This is a genomic window from Stenotrophomonas sp. T8 (genome assembly GCF_051853085.1).
GTDB classification, from domain to species: Bacteria; Pseudomonadota; Gammaproteobacteria; order Xanthomonadales; family Xanthomonadaceae; genus Stenotrophomonas; species Stenotrophomonas sepilia.
The window spans coordinates 4,345,218-4,366,357 of record NZ_CP195329.1; the positions used below are offsets into that span (position 1 = coordinate 4,345,218).

The window sequence follows — 21,140 nt, forward strand, 5'->3', positions numbered from 1 at the left end:
GAACCAACCCTACCTCCCCGGCAACTGCGCGAACGCGCGCTGCATGCAGTCCTCGCGCGGGCACACCCGGCAACCCGGCCCGATCGATACCGAATTGCCCGGGCTCTGCACATCCAGCCCCAGTGAATACACCAGCCGCTCGGCATGCTGCAGATCGCAGCCCAGCGCCACCGCGAAGGTCTTGCGGGGCTGGCCATGGCCCACCGGGCCACTGCTGACCTGCCGCGCCAGCCAGAAATGACGGCGGCCATCGGGCATGCGCGCGGTCTGGGTAAGGATGCGGCCTGGCTGGTTGAACGCCTCGTAGACGATCCATAGCGGGCACGAGCCGCCCACCTGCGAGAAGTGGAAGTCGGTGGCCGAATGGCGCTTGGATACGTTGCCCGCGCGGTCCACGCGGATGAAGAAGAACGGCAGGCCGGGCGCACTGCGCCGTGCCAGCGTGCTCAGCCGGTGGCAGACCGCCTCGAAGCCGACGCCGAACTGGTGCGCCAGCAGTTCGATGTCGTAGCTGCTGGCCTCGGCCGCACGCAGGAAGCGCATGTAGGGCATGACCAGCGCGCCGGCGAAGTAGTTCGAAAGACCCACCCGCGCCTGCGCGATGCGCGCGTCATCGGTGAAGCCCGCACGCGCCACCACCGCGTCGATCTGCGGCAGGTAGCCGTGCAGGGCCAGTTCGGCGGCCATCTGGAACGCCTGCTGGCCTGGCTCCAGGTAGTCCGGCAGCCACAACCGGCGCGTGCCGGCATCGTAATGGCGCTTCTCGCGCCCGGCCTGCAGTGCGGCCACTTCCACCAGCACGCCGTGGCGGTCGGCCAGCAGCTGGCGCAAGCGCGGCGCCACATGCCCGGGCGATAGCCCCCACTCGGCGAACAGGCGCTCGGCCAGTTCGTCCAGCTCGGGAATATGGTTGTGCATGCGGTTGAAGAACTCGCGCACCTGGTCGCCGGCCGGCAGGGTGCTGCCGGCGCCGGGCTCGCCCAGCTGGAATTCCAGCGCGGCGGCATGCTCGCGCAGTGCCAGGTGGCGGCGGTGCAGGTCCAGCAGCGCACGGCTGACCTGCGGCAGGTTGCCCGCCAGGGTGCGCAGTTCGGTGGCGCTGACTTCGGCCAGGCCCAGGTCGCGCAGGGTCTCGCCCAGCGCTTCCTGCAGCGCGGCGGGCTCATCTTCGTCGAACAGCGCCGAAACATCCCCGAGCACCTGGCCCAGCTTCTTCTGCACGGCCGGGGTCAGTGGACGCTTGTTGCGCTCGATCTGGTTCAGGTAGCTGGCCGACAACCCCAGTGCCCGCGCCAGGTCAACCTGGCTGTAGCCGCGCTGTTCGCGCAGCCGCAGCAGGCGCAGGCCGAGTTGCCGCTGGGGAGCTGAGGGATTCACAGAATTAACAGGAATCGTGGGGCGTGTTGGCCAGATTAAGCGGATTCAGCCCGGAAATCGAGGTGGATGCTGTGAATAATGCCAAGCATCTTTCGCACCCTGTGGGATTGTCGTCATGACTGTTGCAGCGCCCCGTATCCGCATGCTGATCGATGGCCAGTTCGTTGAATCGGCCACCTCCCACTGGCAGGACGTGATCAATCCGGCCACCCAGGACGTGCTGGCCAAGGTGCCCTTCGCCACCACCGGCGAAGTGGACGCCGCCGTCGCCGCCGCCAAGGAAGCTTTCAAGACCTGGCGCAAGACCCCGATCGGCACCCGCGCGCGCATCTTCCTGAAGTACCAGCAGCTGATCCGCGAGAACATGAGCGAGCTGGCCCACATCCTCACCGCCGAACAGGGCAAGACTCTGCCCGACGCCGAAGGCGATGTGTTCCGCGGCCTGGAAGTGGTCGAGCACGCCGCCGCCATCGGCAACCTGCAGCTGGGCGAGCTGGCCAACAACGTGGCCAATGGCGTGGACACCTACACGATCATGCAGCCGCTGGGCGTGTGCGCTGGCATCACCCCGTTCAACTTCCCGGCGATGATCCCGCTGTGGATGTTCCCGATGGCGATTGCGACGGGCAACACCTTCATCCTCAAGCCGTCCGAGCAGGACCCGATGGTCACCATGCGCCTGGTCGAGCTTGCCCTGGAAGCCGGCATTCCGAAGGGCGTGCTGAACGTCGTCCACGGCGGCGAGGAAGTGGTCAACGCGATCTGCGACCACCCGGACATCAAGGCCGTGTCGTTCGTCGGTTCTACCCGCGTCGGCACCCACGTCTACAACCGCGCCTCGCTGGCCGGCAAGCGCGTGCAGTGCATGATGGGTGCCAAGAACCACGCCGTGGTGCTGCCGGACGCCAACAAGGAACAGACCCTCAACGCGATGGTCGGTGCCGCCTTTGGTGCCGCGGGCCAGCGCTGCATGGCCGCCTCCACCCTGGTGCTCGTCGGTGAGGCGCGCAACTGGGTGCAGGACCTGGTCGAAAAGGCCAAGACGTTGAAGGTCAGCGCCGGCACCGTGTCCGGCACCGACGTCGGCCCGGTCATTTCCTGCAGCGCCCGCGAGCGCGTGGAAGGCCTGATCGCCTCGGGCGTGGAGCAGGGCGCCAAGCTGGTACTCGACGGCCGCAACCCGCAGGTCGATGGCTTCGAGAAGGGCAACTTCGTCGGCCCGACCATCTTTGCCGGTGTCACCACCGACATGCGCATCTACCAGGAAGAAATCTTCGGGCCGGTGCTGGTCATCCTCGAAGCAGAAACGCTGGAAGACGCCATCGCGATGGTCAACAGCAACCCGAACGGCAACGGCACCGCACTGTTCACCCAGTCCGGCGCGGCCGCGCGCAAGTTCCAGGAAGACATCGACGTCGGCCAGGTCGGCATCAACGTGCCGATCCCGGTGCCGGTGCCGCTGTTCTCGTTCACCGGTTCGCGCGCCTCCAAGCTGGGTGACCTGGGCCCGTATGGCAAGCAGGTGGTGCTGTTCTACACCCAGACCAAGACGGTCACCGCGCGCTGGTTCGATGACGAGACGCTGAGCCACGGCGTCAACACCACGATCAGCCTGAAGTAACGGCAGGAGCAGCCATGAGCCACTCGATGACGACGGAACTGGAAGAAGCGCAGCAGGCGTACCGCGAGGCGGCGCGCGACTTCGCACAGGCCGAACTGGCGCCGCACGCCGCGCGATGGGATGCGGAGGGCATCTTTCCGCGCGAGGCGATCGCCAAGGCCGGTGAACTGGGCTTCTGCGGTCTGTACATGGACCCGGACGTGGGCGGCAGCGGCCTGAGCCGGCTGGACGCCGCCGTCGTCATCGAGGAGCTCGCCAACATCGATCCGTCGACTGCGGCCTACATCAGCATCCACAACATGGCCTCGTGGATGGTGTCCACGTGGGGCCAGCCAGCACTGCGCGATGCGTGGTGCACTGACCTGTCCTCGGGCAACAGGCTGGCCTCGTACTGCCTGACCGAACCGGGTGCCGGTTCCGATGCGGCCTCGCTGAAAACCACCGCCGTGCGCGACGGCGATCATTACGTGCTGAACGGCTCGAAGGCCTTCATCTCCGGCGCCGGTGCCACCGAACTGCTGGTGGTGATGGCACGTACCGGCGGTGCCGGTGCCGGCGGCGTCAGCGCCATTGCAGTGCCGTCGGACCTGCCGGGCATCAGCTTCGGCCGCAAGGAAGAGAAGATGGGCTGGAACAGCCAGCCCACCCGTGGCATCACCTTCGAAAACGTCCGCGTGCCGGTCAGCCACCTTCTGGGAGAGGAAGGCGGCGGCTTCAAGTTGGCGATGAAGGGGCTGGATGGTGGTCGCATCAACATTGCTGCCTGCTCGCTGGGTGCCGCGCAGGGCGCGCTGGATGCCGCGCGCCGCTACATGGGCGAGCGCCGCCAGTTCGGCAAGGCGCTGGCCGAGTTCCAGGCGCTGCAGTTCAAGCTGGCCGACATGGTCACCCAGCTGGTGGCCGCGCGGCAGATGGTGCACACCGCCGCACGCAAGCTCGATGCCGGTGCCAGCGATGCCAATGTGTGGTGCGCGATGGCAAAGCGTTTCGCCACCGATGCCGGTTTCAGCGTCTGCAACGAGGCGCTGCAGATCCACGGTGGCTACGGCTACATCCGCGAGTACCCGATCGAGCGCCTGCTGCGTGACTGCCGCGTGCACCAGATCCTGGAAGGCACCAACGAGATCATGCGGGTGATCGTTGCCCGTCACCTGCTCAACACCGAAGAGGAACTGCGATGAAGGATTGGCGTACCCAGGAGCACGTGGGCCTGAAGGTCGAGGCCGACGGCCATACCGCCGTGGTCACCCTGAACAACCCGCCGGCGCACACCTGGACCGTGCACAGCCTGTCGGCGCTGCGCGACCTGGTCGGCGCGCTCAACGCAGACCGCGACATCTACGCGCTGGTGATCACCGGTGACGGCGAGAAGTTCTTCTCCGCCGGTGCCGACCTCAACCAGTTTGCTTCCGGCGACAAGGCCGCAGCGCGCGAAGCCGCGCGCCGTTTCGGCGAAGCGTTCGAGGCGCTGTCCGGTTTCCGTGGCGTGTCGATCGCCGCGATCAACGGCTACGCGATGGGCGGAGGCCTGGAATGCGCACTGGCCTGCGACCTGCGCATCATCGAAGAGCACGCCCAGGTGGCGCTGCCGGAGGCCACCGTCGGCCTGCTGCCGTGCGCTGGTGGCACCCAGAACCTGCCGCGCCTGGTCGGCGAGGGCTGGGCCAAGCGCATGATCCTGCTGGGTGAGCGCATCAACGCCGAGACCGCGCTGCGCATCGGCCTGGCCGAAGAAAAGGTCGGCAAGGGCGAAGCCAAGGCACTGGCGCTGGAATGGGCGAAAAAGGCCGGCAAGCAGAGCCCGACCAGCATCGCCGCCTGCAAGACGCTGGTACAGGCCACCCGCACCGGCACCCACGCCTCGGCGCTGGTGGCCGAGCGCGAAGCCTTCGTCGACCTGTTCGACACCGCCGACCAGGTCGAGGGCGTGACTGCCTTCCTGGAAAAGCGCGCCGCGCAGTGGAAGAACGCATGAGCACCGACACCGCTGCCGACGACGCACCGGTGCTGTTCGAGGAGCGCGTGGCCGGTAACGGCATGCGCATCGGCATCGCCACGCTCAACGCGCCGCGCACGCTCAATGGCTTCTCGCTGCCGATGGCACACCTGCTGCTGGAGCAGTTGAACGCCTGGGCCGACGACGACGGCATCGCCATGGTGGTGCTGCAGGGTGCTGGCGAAAAGGCATTCTGCGCTGGCGGCGACCTGCACAGCCTGTACAAGGCCATGGTCGCCTTCCGTGAGGCCGGCCGCAGCGACATCCGCGAGAACGACTACGCCGCCGAGTTCTTCGACGTCGAGTACCGCGTCGATTACCTCATCCACACCTATACCAAGCCGATCCTGTGCTGGGGCCACGGCATCGTGATGGGCGGCGGTATCGGCCTGATGTCCGGCGCCAGCCACCGCGTGGTCAGCGAGCGCTCCAAGCTGGCCTTCCCGGAAATCACCGTTGGCCTGTTCCCGGATGTCGGTGGCAGCTGGCTGCTGCCGCGCGTGCCGGGCAAGGGCGGCCTGTTCCTGGCCCTGACCGGCGCGTTGCTCAATCCGGGCGATGCCATCTATGCCGGCCTGGCCGATGTGCACGTGGCTGAAGAACGCCGCAGCGCTGTGTTCGATGCGCTGCTGCAGGTGGCCTGGTCCAGTGATTCCGCACACAACCACGAACGCCTGACCCATCTGCTGCAGTCGCATGCCAGTGATGCTGCGACCGGTCCGCTGCTGGCCAACGCGGCGCAGGTCGATGCGTTGTGCGAAGGCGATGACCTGCCCGCGATCATCAAACGCATCAGCGCGCTGCAGACCGACGATGCCTGGCTGCAGGCGGCACAGAAGACGCTTGCCGCCGGCGCGCCCGGCTCGGCACGTCTGGCGTTCGAGCTGCAGCGCCGCAGCGCCGGCCAGGACCTGGCCAGCGTCTACCGGCTGGAGTACATCACCGCGCTGCACTGCGCCGCCCACGGCGATTTCGCCGAAGGCATCCGCGCACTGCTGATCGACAAGGACCGCAATCCGCAGTGGAACCCGGCCACCCTGGCCGAGGCCACCGGCGCGTGGGCCGACACCTTCTTTGCTTCCCCCTGGGCCGCTGCCGCGCATCCGCTGGCCGACCTGGGCACTCCCCTTGTTGAAAGGAGCCTTGCATGAGCCGCATTGCATTCATCGGGTTGGGCAACATGGGTGGCCCGATGGCCGCCAATCTGGTCAAGAACGGCCACACCGTGCGCGTGTTCGATCTGGTCCCGGCTGCGGTGCAGGCCGCCGTCGATGCCGGTGCCAGCGCGGCGTCGTCGGCACGCGACACCCTGGCCGATGCGGAAGTCGTGATCTCGATGCTGCCGGCCAGCCGCCACGTCGAAGGCGTGTACCTGGGCGATGACGGCATCCTCGCCGCCATCCCAGCGGGTGCACTGGTCATCGACTGCAGCACGATCGCACCGGCCAGTGCCCGCAAGGTTTCCGAAGCGGCCGCCGCGCGTGGCCTGCAGATGATCGACGCGCCGGTCTCCGGCGGTACCGCGGGCGCCCAGGCCGGTACCCTGACCTTCATCGTCGGTGGCGAAGAGGACGCGCTGGAACGCGCTCGCCCGGTGCTGCAGGCGATGGGCAAGAACATCTTCCATGTCGGCGCCAGCGGTGCCGGCCAGGTCGCCAAGCTGTGCAACAACATGGCGCTGGGCGTGATCATGGCGGTGACCGGTGAAGCCATCGCGCTGGGTGTTGCGCACGGGCTGGACCCGAAGGTGCTGTCGCAGATGATGGCGGTCAGCACCGGCCGCAGCTGGGCCACCGAAGTGTGCAACCCGTGGCCGGGCGTGCTGGAAAATGCGCCGGCCTCGCGCGGCTACAGCGGCGGTTTCGGCAGCGATCTGATGCTGAAGGACATGGGCCTGGCGGTGGAAGCGGCGATGAGTGTCGGCGCCTCGATCCCGCTGGGCGAAGTGGCCCGCAACCTGTACTCGATGAACCACCAGGCCGGCCGCGGCAAGCTGGATTTCTCCAGCGTCGTGCAGCTCATCACCAGCGACCGGTAACCGGTCGCTGGTCCGCGCATTCCACCTTATCCCCGCGCCGTTGGCGCACCCCCTTGAACAACAAGGGGGCTCTCCTCCAGAAGGATGGATGCGCGCCGTAGCGAATGCGTCCCCGGCCACGTGCCGGGGCCCACCCGAGGTGGGATGGGCGGATGCTCGGTTTCGACCGGCATCCGCCCATTTTTTTTCACCGCGCGCGGGTAGTGCCGGCCGTTGGCCGGCAGCACCGCATCAGGCAACGATCAGCGTCACGTCGATGTTGCCGCGGGTGGCATTCGAGTACGGGCACACGATGTGCGCCTTCTGCACAAGCTCTTCGACCTGCTCGCGCGGCACGCCCGGCACGTTGATGGTCAGCTCGGCCTCGATGCCGAAACCGGTCGGGATCTGACCGATGCCGACCTTGCCGGTGACGGTGGTGTCGGCCGGCAACGCGACCTTGGCCTGGCCGGCCACGAACTTCAACGCGCCCAGGAAGCAGGCCGAGTAGCCGGCGGCGAACAGTTGTTCCGGGTTGGTGCCCGGGCCGCCGGCGCCGCCCAGCTCGCGCGGGGTCGACAGCTGGATGTCCAGCACGTTGTCGGAGGAGACGGAACGGCCTTCGCGGCCGCCGGTAGAGGTGGCCTGGGCGGTGTACAGAACCTTTTCGATGGACATCGGGATGCTCCTGGTCAGTGGGTGGGTGTTGCGTTGGAGCCTACTTTGCCCGCTTTCCGCGTACGTTGGGTTGCAACGCGTACGAAAAACTTGATCGATCGTCCTGCCGGCCTAGATCGTCCACTCGCGGTCGGTGGTGAACATGATGGTCAGCCAGCGGTCCGGCGAGGCCTCGCCCAGCGCTTCGCCGATCTCGTCGCGCAGCCGGTCCCATTCGACCAGGGGCCGCGGCGGGTCGTCTTCCGGCACCACAAAGAACAGCTCGATCTGCTCGCCACGCCCCACCTGCGCGACGTAGCTGCGGTGCTCGACGAAGCCGTGCCTGGCCACGATCGCGCGTGCCACCGCATCCACATGCGCCTGCAGTTCCGGCGGGGTGACCAGCAGGATGCCGGCCAGCGCCCGGCGCACGGTGCCGAGCGGGGCGATCATCACCAGCACGCAGACGAAGGCGAGGATGGCCGGGTCGATGTACGGCCCGACCCACGCCAGCGAGGTGCCCTGCACCAGCACGCCGCCAAGGAAGGCCAGCAGATAGCAGGCCGACATGCTGGCGGCGATCACCCAGTTCTTCGCGTCCAGTGCGATGAACTCCGAACCGATGCGGCGGTTGGCGCGCAGCACGAACCAGGCCAGCGCACCTTCGCCGACGATCGACAACCCGGCGAAGGCGATGGCCGGACCGAGCGCGATGTGGCGACCGCCGGACATCAGCGCGTCGACCGCATTGACCAGCGCATACAGCGCCGCGCCGATCATCAGCGTGCCGCTCACCCCCAGCACGATCGGCTCCAGGTGCCAGAAACCCATGGTGAAGCGCTGGTTGAGCCGCGACTGCAGCGCGTCGGTGCTGGTGGACAGTGCGATCAGCCGCGCGACCAGCAGTGACAGCCAGGTCATCACCACATCGATCAGGCCGTAGATGCCGTCGAAGATGATCAGCGAGGAATTGGCCAGCAGGCCGAACACCACCGCTGCCGCGGCCAGCAGCAGTGAGGCGGCGATGGACAGGCGCAGCACGCCTTGTTCGGTGGCGGGATCGAAGAACTGTGCGTGGTCGGTGGCCATGGCGCGATTGTAGAGCGGAGCCATGCTCCGCTGCCGTTGCGGGCTGTCGACGCTGTCCCTTGGCAGCCCTGTGCCGTAGACTGCGTCCCCCCCACGTACCGATTCCCGCCTGCAGTGATCACGCCACCCTGACCCTTGCCGCACCTCGGCAGCCGGCCCGCCCGGCTCAGGAACCCGCGTCTTTCCACTGCAGCGCCATGCGGCCACGCCCGCGTGCGCGCGGAGTTTTTCCATGCAAACGTCCTACCCCCTGCGCCAGCAATGGCTCGGCAACATCCGTGGTGATCTGCTGTCCGGCATGGTCGTCGCCCTGGCCCTGATTCCCGAGGCCATCGCCTTCTCGCTCATCGCCGGCGTCGACCCCAAGGTCGGCCTGTACGCCGCGTTTTCCATCGCGGTGGTCACCGCCATCGCTGGCGGCCGCCCCGGCATGATCTCTGCCGCCACCGGCGCGATGGCCCTGGTGATGGTCGACCTGGTCAAGGACCACGGCCTGCAGTACCTGTTTGCCGCCAGCATCCTGGCCGGCCTGCTGCAGGTGCTGGCCGGTGTGTTCAAGCTTGGGTCGCTGATGCGATTCGTCTCGCGCTCGGTCATCACCGGCTTCGTCAACGCGCTGGCGATCCTGATCTTCCTGGCGCAGATGCCGGAACTGATCGGCCACGGCCCCACCGTCTACGTGCTGTGTGCCGCCGCACTGGCGATCATCTACCTGCTGCCGCGCCTCACCCGCTCTGTGCCTTCGCCGCTGGTGGCAATCGTCGTGCTCACCGCCGTAGTGATCGGCTTTGGCGTGGACGTGCGCAGTGTTGGTGACATGGGCCAGCTGCCGGACAGCCTGCCGCAGTTCCTCATCCCCGATGTACCGCTCAGCTGGGAAACGCTGCGCATCCTGCTGCCGGTGTCGGCCACGCTGGCCGTGGTCGGCTTGCTCGAATCGATGATGACCCTGCAGATCGTCGAGGACATCACCGAGACGCCCAGCGAGCGCAACCGCGAATGCGTCGGCCAGGGCGTGGCCAACACGGTCACCGGGTTCCTCGGTGGCATGGCCGGCTGCGCGATGATCGGCCAGTCGGTCATCAACGTGACGTCTGGTGGCCGCGGCCGCCTGTCCTGCCTGGTGGCCGGCGTGCTGCTGCTGGTGCTGGTGGTGTACGGCAGCGACCTGGTGCGGCAGATCCCGATGGCTGCGCTGGTGGCGGTGATGATCATGGTCAGCATCGGCACTTTCAGCTGGCGCTCGCTGCGCGACCTGCGCACGCATCCGCGCAGCTCGTCGGCAGTGATGCTGCTGACCGTGGTGGTCACCGTGGCCACCCACGACCTGGCCAAGGGTGTGCTCAGCGGCGTGCTGTTGTCTGCCCTGTTCTTCGCCCGCAAGGTGGGCCGCATGCTGGAGGTGCAGCGCGAGGATGCCGGAGACACGCAGGTCTACCGCGTACGCGGGCAGGTGTTCTTTGCGTCCGCCGGCCAGCTGGGCGCGGCGTTTGACTACCAGCACGTCGCGCCGAAGGTGCAGATCGACCTGCGTGACGCCCACCTGTGGGACCTGACCGCAGTGGCCGCGCTGGAACGTGCGTGGGAAAAGCTGGCCGCACATGGGGCGGAGGTGGTGGTGGTGGGCCTCAATGTGGCTAGCCAGACGCTGATCGAACAGGTGGGCGGGCGCGCGGGCGGGCATTGAGGCTTACGCTTCCTGCTTCTGCGACGAGGTGCACGCATTCTGAATCCGGTCAGGCACCTGAAACCGGCGCTGTCGTAGCATTGCCCGCGTGATGGGGGTCGATGGACGGCCCCTCCCTGCCGGCACCCGCTGGCGACACGCAAGGGAGAAACAGGCAATGCAGGCAATGGACGCGCTTGGGCGCAACGAACGGGTCGGCGTCGGCCGTGGGTGTTGGAAGGTGTTGGCCCTGTGCCTGGCGCTCACCGCATGCCAGGCGCCTTCTTCCCAGGCATCGACCGAAACGGCGGCCCCCGCGTCGATTGCTGCGGCATCGCCGACAGCCCCTTCCGGCCCGGCATCGGCAGAATCCCCCCACTACCCGGATGCGTCCTATACCGAGGGTCGCCTGCGCCCAGCCTATGGCTGGTGTGTGGATGGGGTGGAAGATGCAGGCAAGCTCCAGGCCTGCGGCAAGGACGAACTTGCCTACCAGGAAGCGCGTCTCGAAGCGGCGGCCAGCAAGGCGCTGGCCGGGCTCGACGCTGCTGCCCAGATGGCGTTCCAGGCCAGCCAGGCGAGCTGGCGCAGCGATACAGACCGTTATTGCCGCGATGTTCCCAACGGCAGCGTGCAGCAGCTGCAGGGCGCGCAGGAATGCCGCCTGTACCGTGTTGCCAACCGTGCCGACCAGTTGCTGGCGCAGAGCGCGCCGCCGGATACCTCGTTTACCCAGGCAACGCTGCGTCCGGAATACACCCGTTGCGTGCAGGACGCCCGCGGCATGGACGACCAGCTGGAAGCCTGCGATACGGCCGAGCTCGCCCACCACAAGGCGCTGCTGGAAGCACAGGTCGCGCGACTGATGGACGGCCCCGACGGCCCGGCCAAGGACCGCTGGATGGACGAGCAGGCCAACTGGGCTGCAGATACCGAAAAGCGCTGTGCACCTTCCAGCGACCATGTGGGGCCGATGCTGGATGCTCAGTCGTGCCGCATCAACCGGTATGCCAACCGCGCTGTCGAGCTGCACACGCGGGTGCTGACGCCCTGATCCACGGTCGCCAGCAGGCAACTGCAACCGGTCAATCCTCCACGGACAAGGAAGTAAGACATGCCAAACAATATTGACACCCGCAACCTGGACGCCACTGCCGGCGCGGTGTTCTTTGCTGTCGGACGCGGCACCGAAGGTGGTGGATCGTCGTACCACCTCAGCATTGCTGGCATCACCAAGCACCTGAACGAGCCGCAATGGGGCACGGTCAGTGCGGTAAGGGACAACAGCGGCTATTCACTGGGCACCATTCAGGTGGATTTCGGCCAACGTGGCGAGTGGCCGCTGGGCGCGACGCAGGCGCGCAAACTGAAGCCGGGCGAGACAACGTATGTCGATGGGGTCATTGACCAGGCCAGCGCCTACGCCAAGGCACACAACCTGCCCTTCACGCATGATCGCACTGACCTGCGTGCGGATCTGCTCAGCCACGGCAATGGCGAGGGAAAGCGCTCATCCATCCGCTTCATCGATGCACCAACGCGTGACAGCATCAATGCTTGGGCCGGCTCGGCGGAAGGCAAGCAGTGGATTCACACCCACATCGATTACCCGCAGGTGCGCAATGCCACGAATATCGCCATGACCATGCTGGACAAGCATGGCAGCGGCATTGCCGAAGACAAGCGCTTCGAGGCCATCGCATTGATTGCCAAGACCGCCAACCAGCTGCCGGGTCGGCTGGATGACCTGGAAGCGGTGCTTAAGCGCGGTGGTGACTACCAGGAACTGCGCGACCAGGCCGCTGCCATCCGCCAGCGCACCCCTTCCTATGCCGGGTTGGCTGCTGCCGATGTCGCTGCCAGGTATGAAGATGCCTATGCGCAGCATTCCGCCGAAATGGATCGCGCGCACCTGAAGGTGGGGCGCCGGGATTTCGCGCCCGCCACCGAAGGCAGCGACCCGGATATCCAGGTGGCGCTGCAACAGGCGCGAGCGCACGGGCACGGTGGCGGTGGTCCGCAGGTATTGAAGGAGGGCTCAAGCGGCCGCGCGGTGGAAAAGCTGGAACACAACCTGCACACACTGGGCTATGGCGGCGCAGGCGCGCAGGCCATCCATCCCGACCGACAGTTCGATGCCACTACCCGGAAGGCCGTCGAAGCGTTCCAGCGCGATCATGGCCTGACCCCGGTGGATGGCAAGGCCGGTCCGGCAACGCTGGGTGCGATCGATCGCGAGGCACGCGCGCTGCAGGCTGACATGGTGGCGTTGGGGCTGACCGATGCACAGGGCAAAGCGATTACCGCCGATGGTTACCTGGGGACAGGGAGCCAGCACGCCATCAACACGTTCCAGCAACAGCACCATCTGCCGGTCACTGGCATGGCCGACGCAGGCACACGCAGTGCGATCCAGGCCGAAGCGGCACAGCACCGCCCTGCAACGCCGACACCGTCCGCACCCGCTGCGCCTGCTGCACCGGCCGCGGCACCTGCACCCGGCGGCGAGCGCATCTCGGTGGTAGAGCCGTTCGGCAATGGCGGCAGTAACCGCATCCTGCGCCACGGCATCAGTGGCGAAGAAGCGTTCCGCGAACTGAAGATCCACCACCCAAACACCAACGCGGCTGCCGTTCGCGCGGGCGATGCCAGCCGGGTCGACCGTAGCGCGGAGATGGTCGAGGGCGAGCTGGAGGCCGTGCGCCGGCGTGGTGACGTCAACAACATTCCGCTGGTGCAGAAGGACCTGATCCTGACCGACCGGTCAGGCGGGCGCAATCTGATGGTTCCCAGTCCGGTCGCCGGCTACGTCCAGCTCAACAACGACGGTACCAACTCCATCAGCATCTACAGCCATCCGGTCGGCGACGCGCGCCGCGAACTGGTGGGCCAGGTGCTGCACGGCGCGCGCGGGTCCATTCCATACAAGACCGGGGATTTCGTCGAATACGGTGCGCCGCTGGTGCGGCAGTCGGACGTGGGCTCGCCGGGTGCAGTGCACGCGCACATCGAAGTCGAGCCGGACCAGTACCGTCGCTATCTGGGCGACATCCTCAACGACCGCATCACCCTGGGCGGCAAGGTCCACGCGCAGGGCCCCGAGGCCGCGCAGGCGGCACGCAGTGCACAGCAGGCGCCGATGGCCGATGGCGTGCTGAAGCAGGGCGAGCGCGGCGATGAGGTCAAGGCCTTGCAGAGCAAGCTGGCGGCGCTGGGCTATGCCGGGGCCGATGGCAAGCCGCTGCACGCCGATGGTGTGTATGGCAAGGACACCTTTGCGGCGGTCAAGCAGTTCCAGGCCAACAACGGCCTGGACGACGATGGCAAGGCAGGCCGCAAGACCCTGGCGCAGGTCGATGCCCCCAACGCGGTCAAGGCCGGTACCGCGCCGGCGGCACCGGCCCGGGCCGAGCCCGCAGAGCCGGCCAGCATGCGCGACGCCGGGCACGCCGACAACGCGCGCTTCGGCCAGGCGCTGGGCAAGCTGCAGGCGCTGGAGCAGCAGCGTGCCCAGGCCGGCCTGAAGCCACTGTTCGCCAACCCGCAGGAGGTTGAGCGGGCGGCCGGCCAGCTGGCGTACGAAAGCAAGGTGTCCGGGATGCGCCAGATCGACCATGTCGTGGCCCGCCCCGACGGCACCGGTCTGTTTGCGGTGCAGGGCGAGCTGGGCGACCCGGCGGCGCAGCGGACCTTCGTCGACCGCCAGCAGGCGGTATCGCACTCGGTCGAGGCCAGCAGCCGGCAAAGCGAAGCGCTGGACAGCCAGTTCAACCAGCGTGCGCAGGAGCAGCAGCAGGAACAGGTGCGCAACCGCGGGTTGTAGGCCACGCGGCGACCCCGGGGCCGGTCGAGCGGCCAGTCCCGGCGCCACCCGCCGCCGTTCAGCCGTCCGGTGTAAACTATTGATCTCACTGGCAATGCCGGTCTCCCCGATCAACACCCCGATGACGTCCGCCACCGCCCGTTACGCTGATTCCCTGCGCCTGTCCGTCGCGCCCATGATGGACTGGACCGACCGCCATTGCCGGGTGTTCCACCGCCTGCTGGCGCCGGGTGCGCGGCTGTACACCGAAATGGTGCACGCCAATGCGGTCATCCATGGCGATCGCCAGCGCCTGCTCGGTTTCGATGTCAGCGAACAGCCGCTGGCGCTGCAGCTGGGCGGCAGCGATCCGGCCCTGCTGGCGCAGGCTGCGCGCATTGCCGCCGAGTGGGGCTACGACGAGGTCAACCTCAACTGCGGTTGCCCGTCCGACCGCGTGCAGGCCGGGCGTTTTGGCGCTTGCCTGATGCGCGAGCCGGCGCTGGTGGCCGACTGCGTGGCGGCGATGGTCGACGCGGTTGATATCCCGGTGACGGTGAAGTGCCGCCTGGGCGTGGACGAGGACAACGACTACGACGTGTTCGCCGCCTTCGTCGACCGCCAGGTCGCCGCCGGTGCCGCAATGGTGGTTGTGCATGCGCGCAACGCGTGGCTGAAGGGCCTGTCGCCGAAGGAGAACCGCGAGGTTCCGCCGCTGAAGTACGATTGGGCCTACCGCCTGAAGCAGGAGCGCCCGGGGCTGCCGGTGGTGCTCAATGGCGGCCTGGCCACCATCGAGGCGGTGCAGGCGCAGGCCGCGCACGTCGATGGCGTGATGCTGGGCCGCGCGGCCTACCACGACCCCTACCTGCTGCATCAGCTGGAGGCGCTGCAGACCGGCGCCCCGCTTCAGGCCCGTGGCGACCTGCTGCGCACGCTGCGTCCCTACGTGGAAGCGCGCCTGGGCGAAGGCCTGGCGCTGAAGCACATCACCCGCCACCTGCTCGGCCTGTTCCACGGCCAGCCCGGTGGCCGCGCGTTCCGCCAGGTGCTGAGCGAGGGCGCGCACCGCCCGGGCGCCGACTGGAGCCTGGTCGAGCAGGCGCTGTCGGTCACCGAGCGCGAAGCCGATCGTGCCGCAGCGTGACCGCAGTCACATTCCTGACTTGACAAGGGACGGCGATTCGTCCCGAATGTTCACCTAGCTGAACATCGCAGGGCTGCGGCCGGAAAAGTTCAGACCGGATTCACTGCCCCAAACCAAGAATTTGCAAAGGAATTGTAAAGGCCGGGTCCCGCACCCGGCTCCCGGATTTACGACTTTTGAACGAATCGCCGTGCTCGGCTAGGATCGCATCGATGTCTTCCGCTCCCTTCCATTGCCGCATTGCCCTGGCCACCTGCGTGGTGCTGTCGGCTGCGCCGCTGTCGTCGGCGCTGGCGCAACAGCCGCCGCGCGGCGAGCAGGCACGGGCGGAAATGATGGATCGGGGAGAGCGCGGCAACCGTGGCGACGAGCGTTCGCTGTCCGATGCCGTGCGCCGCGTGCAGCGCAGCACCGGCGGCCACATCCTCGGCGCCGAGCGCGTGCCGTTCGATGGTCGTGATATCAACCGGGTGAAGTACATGGACGACCGGGGCCGGGTCCGCTACATGGACGACCCCGCCCCGTCGCGTTCACAGCCGCGCACGCCGCGGTCGGATATGTCATCACTACGCGGCGATAACCCCTGAACAGGGATAGTCGTCGCTATCAACCCGTACCCCACAGGCCTCCGGGCCACACCCAGGACACTAGGGAGAGTTCATGCGTATCCTTCTGGTCGAAGACGAAGCCCCGCTGCGTGAGACCCTGGCAGCCCGGCTCAAGCGCGAAGGCTTTGCCGTCGATGCTGCGCAGGACGGCGAGGAAGGCCTCTACATGGGGCGCGAAGTTCCGTTCGATGTCGGCATCATCGACCTCGGCCTGCCCAAGATGTCGGGCATGGAGCTGATCAAGGCCCTGCGTGACGAAGGCAAGAAGTTCCCGGTGCTGATCCTGACCGCGCGTTCGAGCTGGCAGGACAAGGTCGAGGGCCTGAAGCAGGGCGCCGACGATTACCTGGTCAAGCCGTTCCACGTCGAAGAGTTGCTGGCCCGCGTCAACGCGCTGCTGCGCCGCGCCGCCGGCTGGAGCAAGCCGACCCTGGAATGCGGCCCGGTCGCCCTGGACCTTGCTGCCCAGACGGTCAGCGTGGCCGGCAGCAATGTCGACCTGACCAGCTACGAGTACAAGGTGCTGGAGTACCTGATGATGCATGCCGGTGAACTGGTCTCCAAGGCCGACCTCACCGAACACATCTACCAGCAGGACTTCGACCGCGACTCCAACGTGCTGGAGGTCTTCATCGGCCGCCTGCGCAAGAAGCTGGACCCGGATGGCGAACTGAAGCCGATCGAGACCGTGCGCGGTCGCGGCTACCGTTTCGCGATCCCGCGCAACGAGGGCTGAGCCGGCTCACCCTGGCGATAACACGATGTCCGGCCGTCTGTGGTTCTTCCGACGCTGGCGGCCGCGCTCACTGCAGGCGCGCCAGATGCTCGCCGCGTCCGTGGGCCTGGTCGCGTTCCTGGCGCTGGCCGGTTACGCGCTCGACGCCGCCTTCGCCGATACGGCGAAGGCGAACCTGCGTGAGCGCCTGAAGAACTACGCCACCTCCTACGCGGCCGGCATCGACTTCACCCGCGACCGCTCGCTGTACATCCGCGAGCAGCCGCCGGATTCGCGCTTCGACGTACCGGGCAGTGGCCTGTACCTGCAGGTGGTGATGCCGCACGGCAAGGGCAATTCGATGTCCGCCGAAGGCCCGATGCTGCCCACCGTCGGTGGCGGCCTGCTGGCGCCGCGCCAGGAAGTGTTCGAAGGCCCGCTGCCGATGATCCAGATCGATGGCAGCCAGGGCTCGGTGTACCGCTATGGCCTGGGCCTGGTGTGGGGCGCCGACGCCGACCCCGCCACCGAATTCCCGTACACCATCTATGTGATGGAAGACTCGCGCGCGCTGGGTGCGCAGCTGCGCGTGTTCCGTGGCCGCGTCTGGTTCTACCTGGGCGGCATCGGCCTGATCCTGCTGCTGCTGCAGACCGTCATCCTGCAGTGGAGCCTGCGCCCGCTGCGCCGGGTGATCACCGAGCTGACCAAGGTGCAGCGCGGCGAGACCGAGCGCATGAGCGAGCGCCACCCGCGCGAGCTGGAACCGCTGACCGACAGCATCAACGCCTTCATCGAAAGCGAGCGCGAGAACCTCGAGCGCCAGCGCAACACCCTGGCCGATCTGGCGCACAGCCTGAAAACGCCAATCGCGGTACTGCGCACGCAGATGGACAGCGGCGCCGGCGACGGTGCGCTGCGCGAAGAACTGGACGTGCAGCTGCAGCGCATGAACAACCTGGTTTCGTACCAGCTGGCACGCGCGGCCTCGTCGGGCCACAAGCTGTTCTCCGCGCCGCTGCCGATCGAGTCCAACGCCGAGGAAATCGTGCGTGGCCTGGAAAAGGTCTACGCCGCCAAGGGCGTGCTGTGCGAATTCGATATCGACCCGGCCGCGCGTTTCCACGGCGAGCCGGGTGACCTGCAGGAACTGCTCGGCAACCTGCTGGAGAACGCCTTCAAGTGGGCCAACCGCCGCGTGCTGCTGACCGCGCAGCCGCTGCCGGCGCCGAACGCGCGCCGTGCCGGCCTGCTGCTGGCGGTGGACGACGATGGCCCGGGCATCGCCCCGGATGACATCGGCAAGGTGCTGCAGCGTGGCGTGCGTGGCGACGAGCGCGTGCAGGGCCACGGCATCGGCCTGTCGATCGTGCAGGACCTGATCAAGGACTACCGCGGCGAACTGAGCGTGGGCCGTTCGGCCGAACTGGGTGGCGCCCGCTTCGAAGTGCGCTTGCCGCCGGGGCCGTAAACCTCGTTGATCGGTAGTGCCGGCCGCTGGCCGGCAACCAAGCAATGCCATCGAAGATCATGAGGTTGCCGGCCAGCGGCCGGCACTACGGCATTTCGATCTTCGGCGGCTCGCCGTAGAACCGCCGCAGCTGCGCGGCGACCTCGGGCAACGCCTGCTGCAGCAGATCCGGTGCCGAGAAGTGGTACTCGCTGGCCACCGCGAAGAACTCCTCCGGCGCCTCGGCCGCATACGGATCGATCAGGGTCTCTTCGCCTGCGTCCACCTGCGCACAGAAGGCATCGTAGGCGCGCTGGAACGTGGCCGCCCACTCGCGCTGCCATTGCCGCGGCAGCGGCGGTGTGCCGTCCATCGCACCATCCAGCGCATCGAGCTTGTGCACCATCTCATGCACCGCCACGCAGTAGCCGTCGTGCGGCGCGGCCAGGTCGGCCTGCATGTCGGCCCAGGACAGGATCAACGGACCACTGTCCCACGACTCGCCGATCAGCTCGTCATCCCACTCGTGCAACACGCCGGCCGCATCCATGTGGCTGCGGTGCACGCGGAACGCATCCGGGTAGACGATCAGCTGCGACCAGCCTTCCAGCCCCACTTCGCCGAATTCCAGCAGCGGCAGGCAGCACAGTGCGGCCAGCAGCACGCCATCGCCAGCCTGCAGTTGCAGTTCACCGACAGGGGTAATGGTCTTCTCATGCAGGAAGCGCGTGGCCAGCACGCGCAGTCGCGCGCGGCGTTCATCGTGCAGGCCGCGCAGCCAGGCCGCACGGCGGCAGGCGTCTTCCCAAAGCGCATCGTCGATCGGCCGCGGCGAGGGCCGCAGCCACTGCAGCAACGACTTGATCAGCGGAACATTCCCGGCAGGTAGCTGTGCCACTTCGGCGCACGGATGCGCTGCAGCACGTCGTCGTCGCTGCCGCCGCCCCCGGTGCTGGTGGCACTGCTGGCCGCAGGGCGTACCGGTGCCGGCTTGGTGGTCGCAGCCGAGGCGGTCGCGGTCGGCGCGCGCTGCGAGGCGGCATCACCGTTGGAGGACACGCAGGCGCCCCGGCTGTCGTCCAGCGCTGCCGTTGCAGACGCCGCGAAGGGCATCATCAGCAGGATCAGGCAATGGGCATAACGGCGCATTGACGACATCCACGTTAAGGGAGGGTGAGTTCCCGATTCTAGCCCGAACCCGGCGCCTCGTTGGAAGCCCCTGCGGAACCCAGCGTGGCAGGCGTCGCTGGCGGCTTTCCCGCATAATTCCTGCCTGACTTCGTGGAAGCTGCCGTGGACGATCGCCAATTGCTGGCCAAACTCGCTGCCGGTCGCCTGTCCGGCGACGCCCTGGCCCGAGAGCTGGGCCAGACCCGGGCGGCTATTTGGAAGCGTATTCAAGGGCTTAGGGCCGCAGGTGTGGACATCGAGGGCCGTGCTGGCGAGGGCTATGGCCTGACCCGCCCGGTTGACCTGCTGGACCCGGCGGCGATCCGCGCCGGCCTGCCCGCCGATGCCCAGGCCCTGCTGCACGACCTGCAGGTGGCCTGGACGGTGGACTCCACCAACGCTGAATTGCTGCGGTGCAGCGCGCCCCAGCGCGGGGTCAGCGTGCTGCTGGCCGAACGCCAGACCGGTGGCCGCGGCCGTCGTGGCCGCACCTGGGCCTCGCCGCTGGCCGCGCATATCTACCTGTCGGTGATGCGCCTGTACTCCGGCGGCCTGGGCCGCCTGGCCGGGTTGAGCCTGGTGGCCGGCATCGCCGTGGCCGAAGCGCTGCACGACCTGGGCTACACCCAAGCGCAGTTGAAGTGGCCGAACGACCTGATCGTCGATGGCAAGCGCAAGCTGGTCGGCCTGCTTGCCGAGGGCGGTGGCGAATACGCCGGCCCGGCGCGCGCGGTGATCGGCATCGGCATCAACACCCACATGCCGCCGTCGTTCGGCGAGCAGATCACCCAGCCGTGGGTGGACCTGGACACGTTGGCCGGCAAGCCGGTGGACCGCAATGGGGTGGTTGCTGCCGTGCTGGCGCGCCTGCTGCCGGCGCTGGAAGAATTCGATCGCGAAGGCCTCGCTCCGTTCCTGCCGCGCTACGCTGCCTTCGACATGCTGGCCGGCCGCGAAGTGCGCGTGGAACTGGATGGGCAGTGGCAGCACGGTACTGCGCTTGGCCTGGCCGATGACGGCGCATTGCGCGTGCGCATCGATGGCCAGGAACGCCTGCTGCACGCCGGCGAAGTCAGCGTGAGGGCGGCATGAGCGATTGGTTGTTCGACCTCGGCAACTCGCGCTTCAAGTTCGCGCCGTTGCAGGGTGACCGTGCTGGTGACGTACAGGCCTGGGCGCATGGCGCCGAAGGCATGGCCGGGCAGCCGCCGCACAGCCTGCCCAGCGGCCGCACCGCGTTCGTGGCCAGCGTGGCCGCACCATCGCTGACCAGCGCCATGCTGGACCAGCTGCAGCGTCGCTTCGAGCATGTGCATGTAGTGCGCACCAGCGCCGAATGCGCCGGCGTGCGCATTGCCTATGCCAGGCCGGAAAAGTTCGGCGTCGACCGCTTCCTCGCCCTGCTGGCTGCGGCCAAGGCGCAGCGCCCGGTGCTGGTGGTCGGCGTGGGCACCGCACTGACGATTGATCTGCTCGACGCCGACGGCCAGCACCACGGTGGCCGCATCTCCGCATCGCCCACCACCATGCGCGAAGCACTGCATGCCCGTGCCGTGCAGCTGCCCGCGACCGGTGGCGGCTACAGTGAGTTCGCCAACGACACCGCCGACGCGCTGGCCTCCGGCTGCGATGGCGCTGCGGTGGCGCTGATTGAACGCAGCGCACAGCACGCGCACACGCTGCTGGGCGTGGCACCGTCGCTGCTCGTGCACGGTGGCGGCGCACCGGCGCTGATGCCGTTGCTGCCCGCTGCCGATTACCACCCCTCGCTGGTGCTGGATGGCCTCGCCCGCTGGGCGGTGCACCAGCCCGCGCGCTAGTATCC

The 21,140-nt window shown here is 67.7% G+C and carries 19 protein-coding genes; 14 read left to right on the plus strand and 5 right to left on the minus strand.

All coding sequences use genetic code 11. From position 1 onward, the window contains the following. Positions 1-9: 9 nt before the first annotated feature. A complete protein-coding gene (locus ACSDHM_RS20020; protein WP_111201887.1) occupies positions 10-1,377 on the minus strand; it encodes a helix-turn-helix domain-containing protein in 1,368 nt (455 codons plus the stop codon). A 115-nt stretch (positions 1,378-1,492) separates the two neighbouring features. Between ACSDHM_RS20020 and ACSDHM_RS20025 the strand changes: the two genes are divergently transcribed. From ACSDHM_RS20025 to mmsB, 5 genes are read left to right on the plus strand one after another with little or no spacing between them, the layout of a single operon-like run. Then, positions 1,493-2,998: a CoA-acylating methylmalonate-semialdehyde dehydrogenase gene (locus tag ACSDHM_RS20025; protein ID WP_005420657.1), complete on the plus strand. Its 1,506-nt coding sequence runs from the start codon at positions 1,493-1,495 to the stop codon at positions 2,996-2,998. Between the two features lie 14 nt (positions 2,999-3,012). Then, the gene (locus ACSDHM_RS20030; protein WP_088497263.1) at positions 3,013-4,179 is read left to right on the plus strand and encodes an acyl-CoA dehydrogenase family protein; all 1,167 of its coding nucleotides are present in this window, start codon (positions 3,013-3,015) and stop codon (positions 4,177-4,179) included. Continuing rightward, positions 4,176-4,973 carry an enoyl-CoA hydratase gene (locus ACSDHM_RS20035; protein ID WP_072168738.1) on the plus strand — a complete coding sequence of 266 codons (798 nt, stop codon included), beginning with the start codon at positions 4,176-4,178 and terminating at the stop codon, positions 4,971-4,973. Before ACSDHM_RS20030 ends, ACSDHM_RS20035 begins: the two co-directional genes overlap by 4 nt. Then, entirely contained in the window at positions 4,970-6,145 is a 1,176-nt protein-coding gene (locus tag ACSDHM_RS20040) for an enoyl-CoA hydratase/isomerase family protein (RefSeq protein WP_072168737.1), read from the plus strand. The genes ACSDHM_RS20035 and ACSDHM_RS20040 overlap by 4 nt, the downstream gene beginning before the upstream one ends. Then, entirely contained in the window at positions 6,142-7,032 is an 891-nt protein-coding gene (mmsB, locus tag ACSDHM_RS20045) for a 3-hydroxyisobutyrate dehydrogenase (RefSeq protein WP_005420650.1), read from the plus strand. Before ACSDHM_RS20040 ends, mmsB begins: the two co-directional genes overlap by 4 nt. A 231-nt stretch (positions 7,033-7,263) precedes the next feature. Here mmsB and ACSDHM_RS20050 read toward each other — a convergent pair whose 3' ends face one another. After that, complete coding sequence (locus tag ACSDHM_RS20050) at positions 7,264-7,689, minus strand: organic hydroperoxide resistance protein (RefSeq protein WP_004153735.1); 426 nt, start codon at positions 7,687-7,689, stop codon at positions 7,264-7,266. A 111-nt stretch (positions 7,690-7,800) separates the two neighbouring features. Further along, on the minus strand, positions 7,801-8,781 hold the full coding sequence (locus ACSDHM_RS20055; protein ID WP_072168736.1) for a cation diffusion facilitator family transporter: 981 nt from the start codon (positions 8,779-8,781) through the stop codon (positions 7,801-7,803). Between the two features lie 208 nt (positions 8,782-8,989). Here ACSDHM_RS20055 and ACSDHM_RS20060 point away from each other — a divergent pair, with 208 nt between their 5' ends. From ACSDHM_RS20060 to ACSDHM_RS20090, 7 genes are all read left to right on the plus strand, one after another. Beyond that, entirely contained in the window at positions 8,990-10,444 is a 1,455-nt protein-coding gene (locus ACSDHM_RS20060; protein WP_439426527.1) for a SulP family inorganic anion transporter, read from the plus strand. A 421-nt stretch (positions 10,445-10,865) separates the two neighbouring features. After that, complete coding sequence (locus ACSDHM_RS20065; RefSeq protein ID WP_088497261.1) at positions 10,866-11,477, plus strand: lysozyme inhibitor LprI family protein; 612 nt, start codon at positions 10,866-10,868, stop codon at positions 11,475-11,477. A gap of 60 nt (positions 11,478-11,537) precedes the next feature. Continuing rightward, positions 11,538-14,246, plus strand: coding sequence for a peptidoglycan-binding domain-containing protein (locus ACSDHM_RS20070; protein WP_227836897.1), 2,709 nt, complete (start codon positions 11,538-11,540; stop codon positions 14,244-14,246). A 94-nt stretch (positions 14,247-14,340) separates the two neighbouring features. After that, a complete protein-coding gene (gene dusA / locus ACSDHM_RS20075; protein ID WP_072168733.1) occupies positions 14,341-15,372 on the plus strand; it encodes a tRNA dihydrouridine(20/20a) synthase DusA in 1,032 nt (343 codons plus the stop codon). Between the two features lie 212 nt (positions 15,373-15,584). Further along, entirely contained in the window at positions 15,585-15,959 is a 375-nt protein-coding gene (locus ACSDHM_RS20080) for a hypothetical protein (protein WP_005420623.1), read from the plus strand. A 73-nt stretch (positions 15,960-16,032) separates the two neighbouring features. Beyond that, complete coding sequence (locus tag ACSDHM_RS20085; protein ID WP_004136763.1) at positions 16,033-16,716, plus strand: response regulator transcription factor; 684 nt, start codon at positions 16,033-16,035, stop codon at positions 16,714-16,716. A 25-nt stretch (positions 16,717-16,741) separates the two neighbouring features. After that, positions 16,742-18,166 (plus strand): ATP-binding protein, encoded by a 1,425-nt coding sequence (locus tag ACSDHM_RS20090; protein ID WP_065185596.1) that lies wholly within the window; start codon positions 16,742-16,744, stop codon positions 18,164-18,166. Positions 18,167-18,251: 85 nt separating this feature from the next. Here ACSDHM_RS20090 and ACSDHM_RS20095 read toward each other — a convergent pair whose 3' ends face one another. Further along, entirely contained in the window at positions 18,252-19,043 is a 792-nt protein-coding gene (locus ACSDHM_RS20095; protein ID WP_439426528.1) for a zinc-dependent peptidase, read from the minus strand. Next, positions 19,010-19,294 (minus strand): hypothetical protein, encoded by a 285-nt coding sequence (locus tag ACSDHM_RS20100; protein WP_014645622.1) that lies wholly within the window; start codon positions 19,292-19,294, stop codon positions 19,010-19,012. The genes ACSDHM_RS20095 and ACSDHM_RS20100 overlap by 34 nt, the downstream gene beginning before the upstream one ends. 144 nt (positions 19,295-19,438) lie before the next feature. On the opposite strand from ACSDHM_RS20100, the gene birA reads away from it, so the two are divergent. Both birA and ACSDHM_RS20110 read left to right on the plus strand, forming a co-directional pair. After that, the gene (birA, locus tag ACSDHM_RS20105) at positions 19,439-20,407 is read left to right on the plus strand and encodes a bifunctional biotin--[acetyl-CoA-carboxylase] ligase/biotin operon repressor BirA (RefSeq protein ID WP_053498755.1); all 969 of its coding nucleotides are present in this window, start codon (positions 19,439-19,441) and stop codon (positions 20,405-20,407) included. Next, positions 20,404-21,135, plus strand: a complete 732-nt coding sequence (locus ACSDHM_RS20110; RefSeq protein ID WP_053498757.1) for a type III pantothenate kinase — start codon at positions 20,404-20,406, stop codon at positions 21,133-21,135. Before birA ends, ACSDHM_RS20110 begins: the two co-directional genes overlap by 4 nt. The last annotated feature ends 5 nt before the right edge of the window (positions 21,136-21,140 follow it).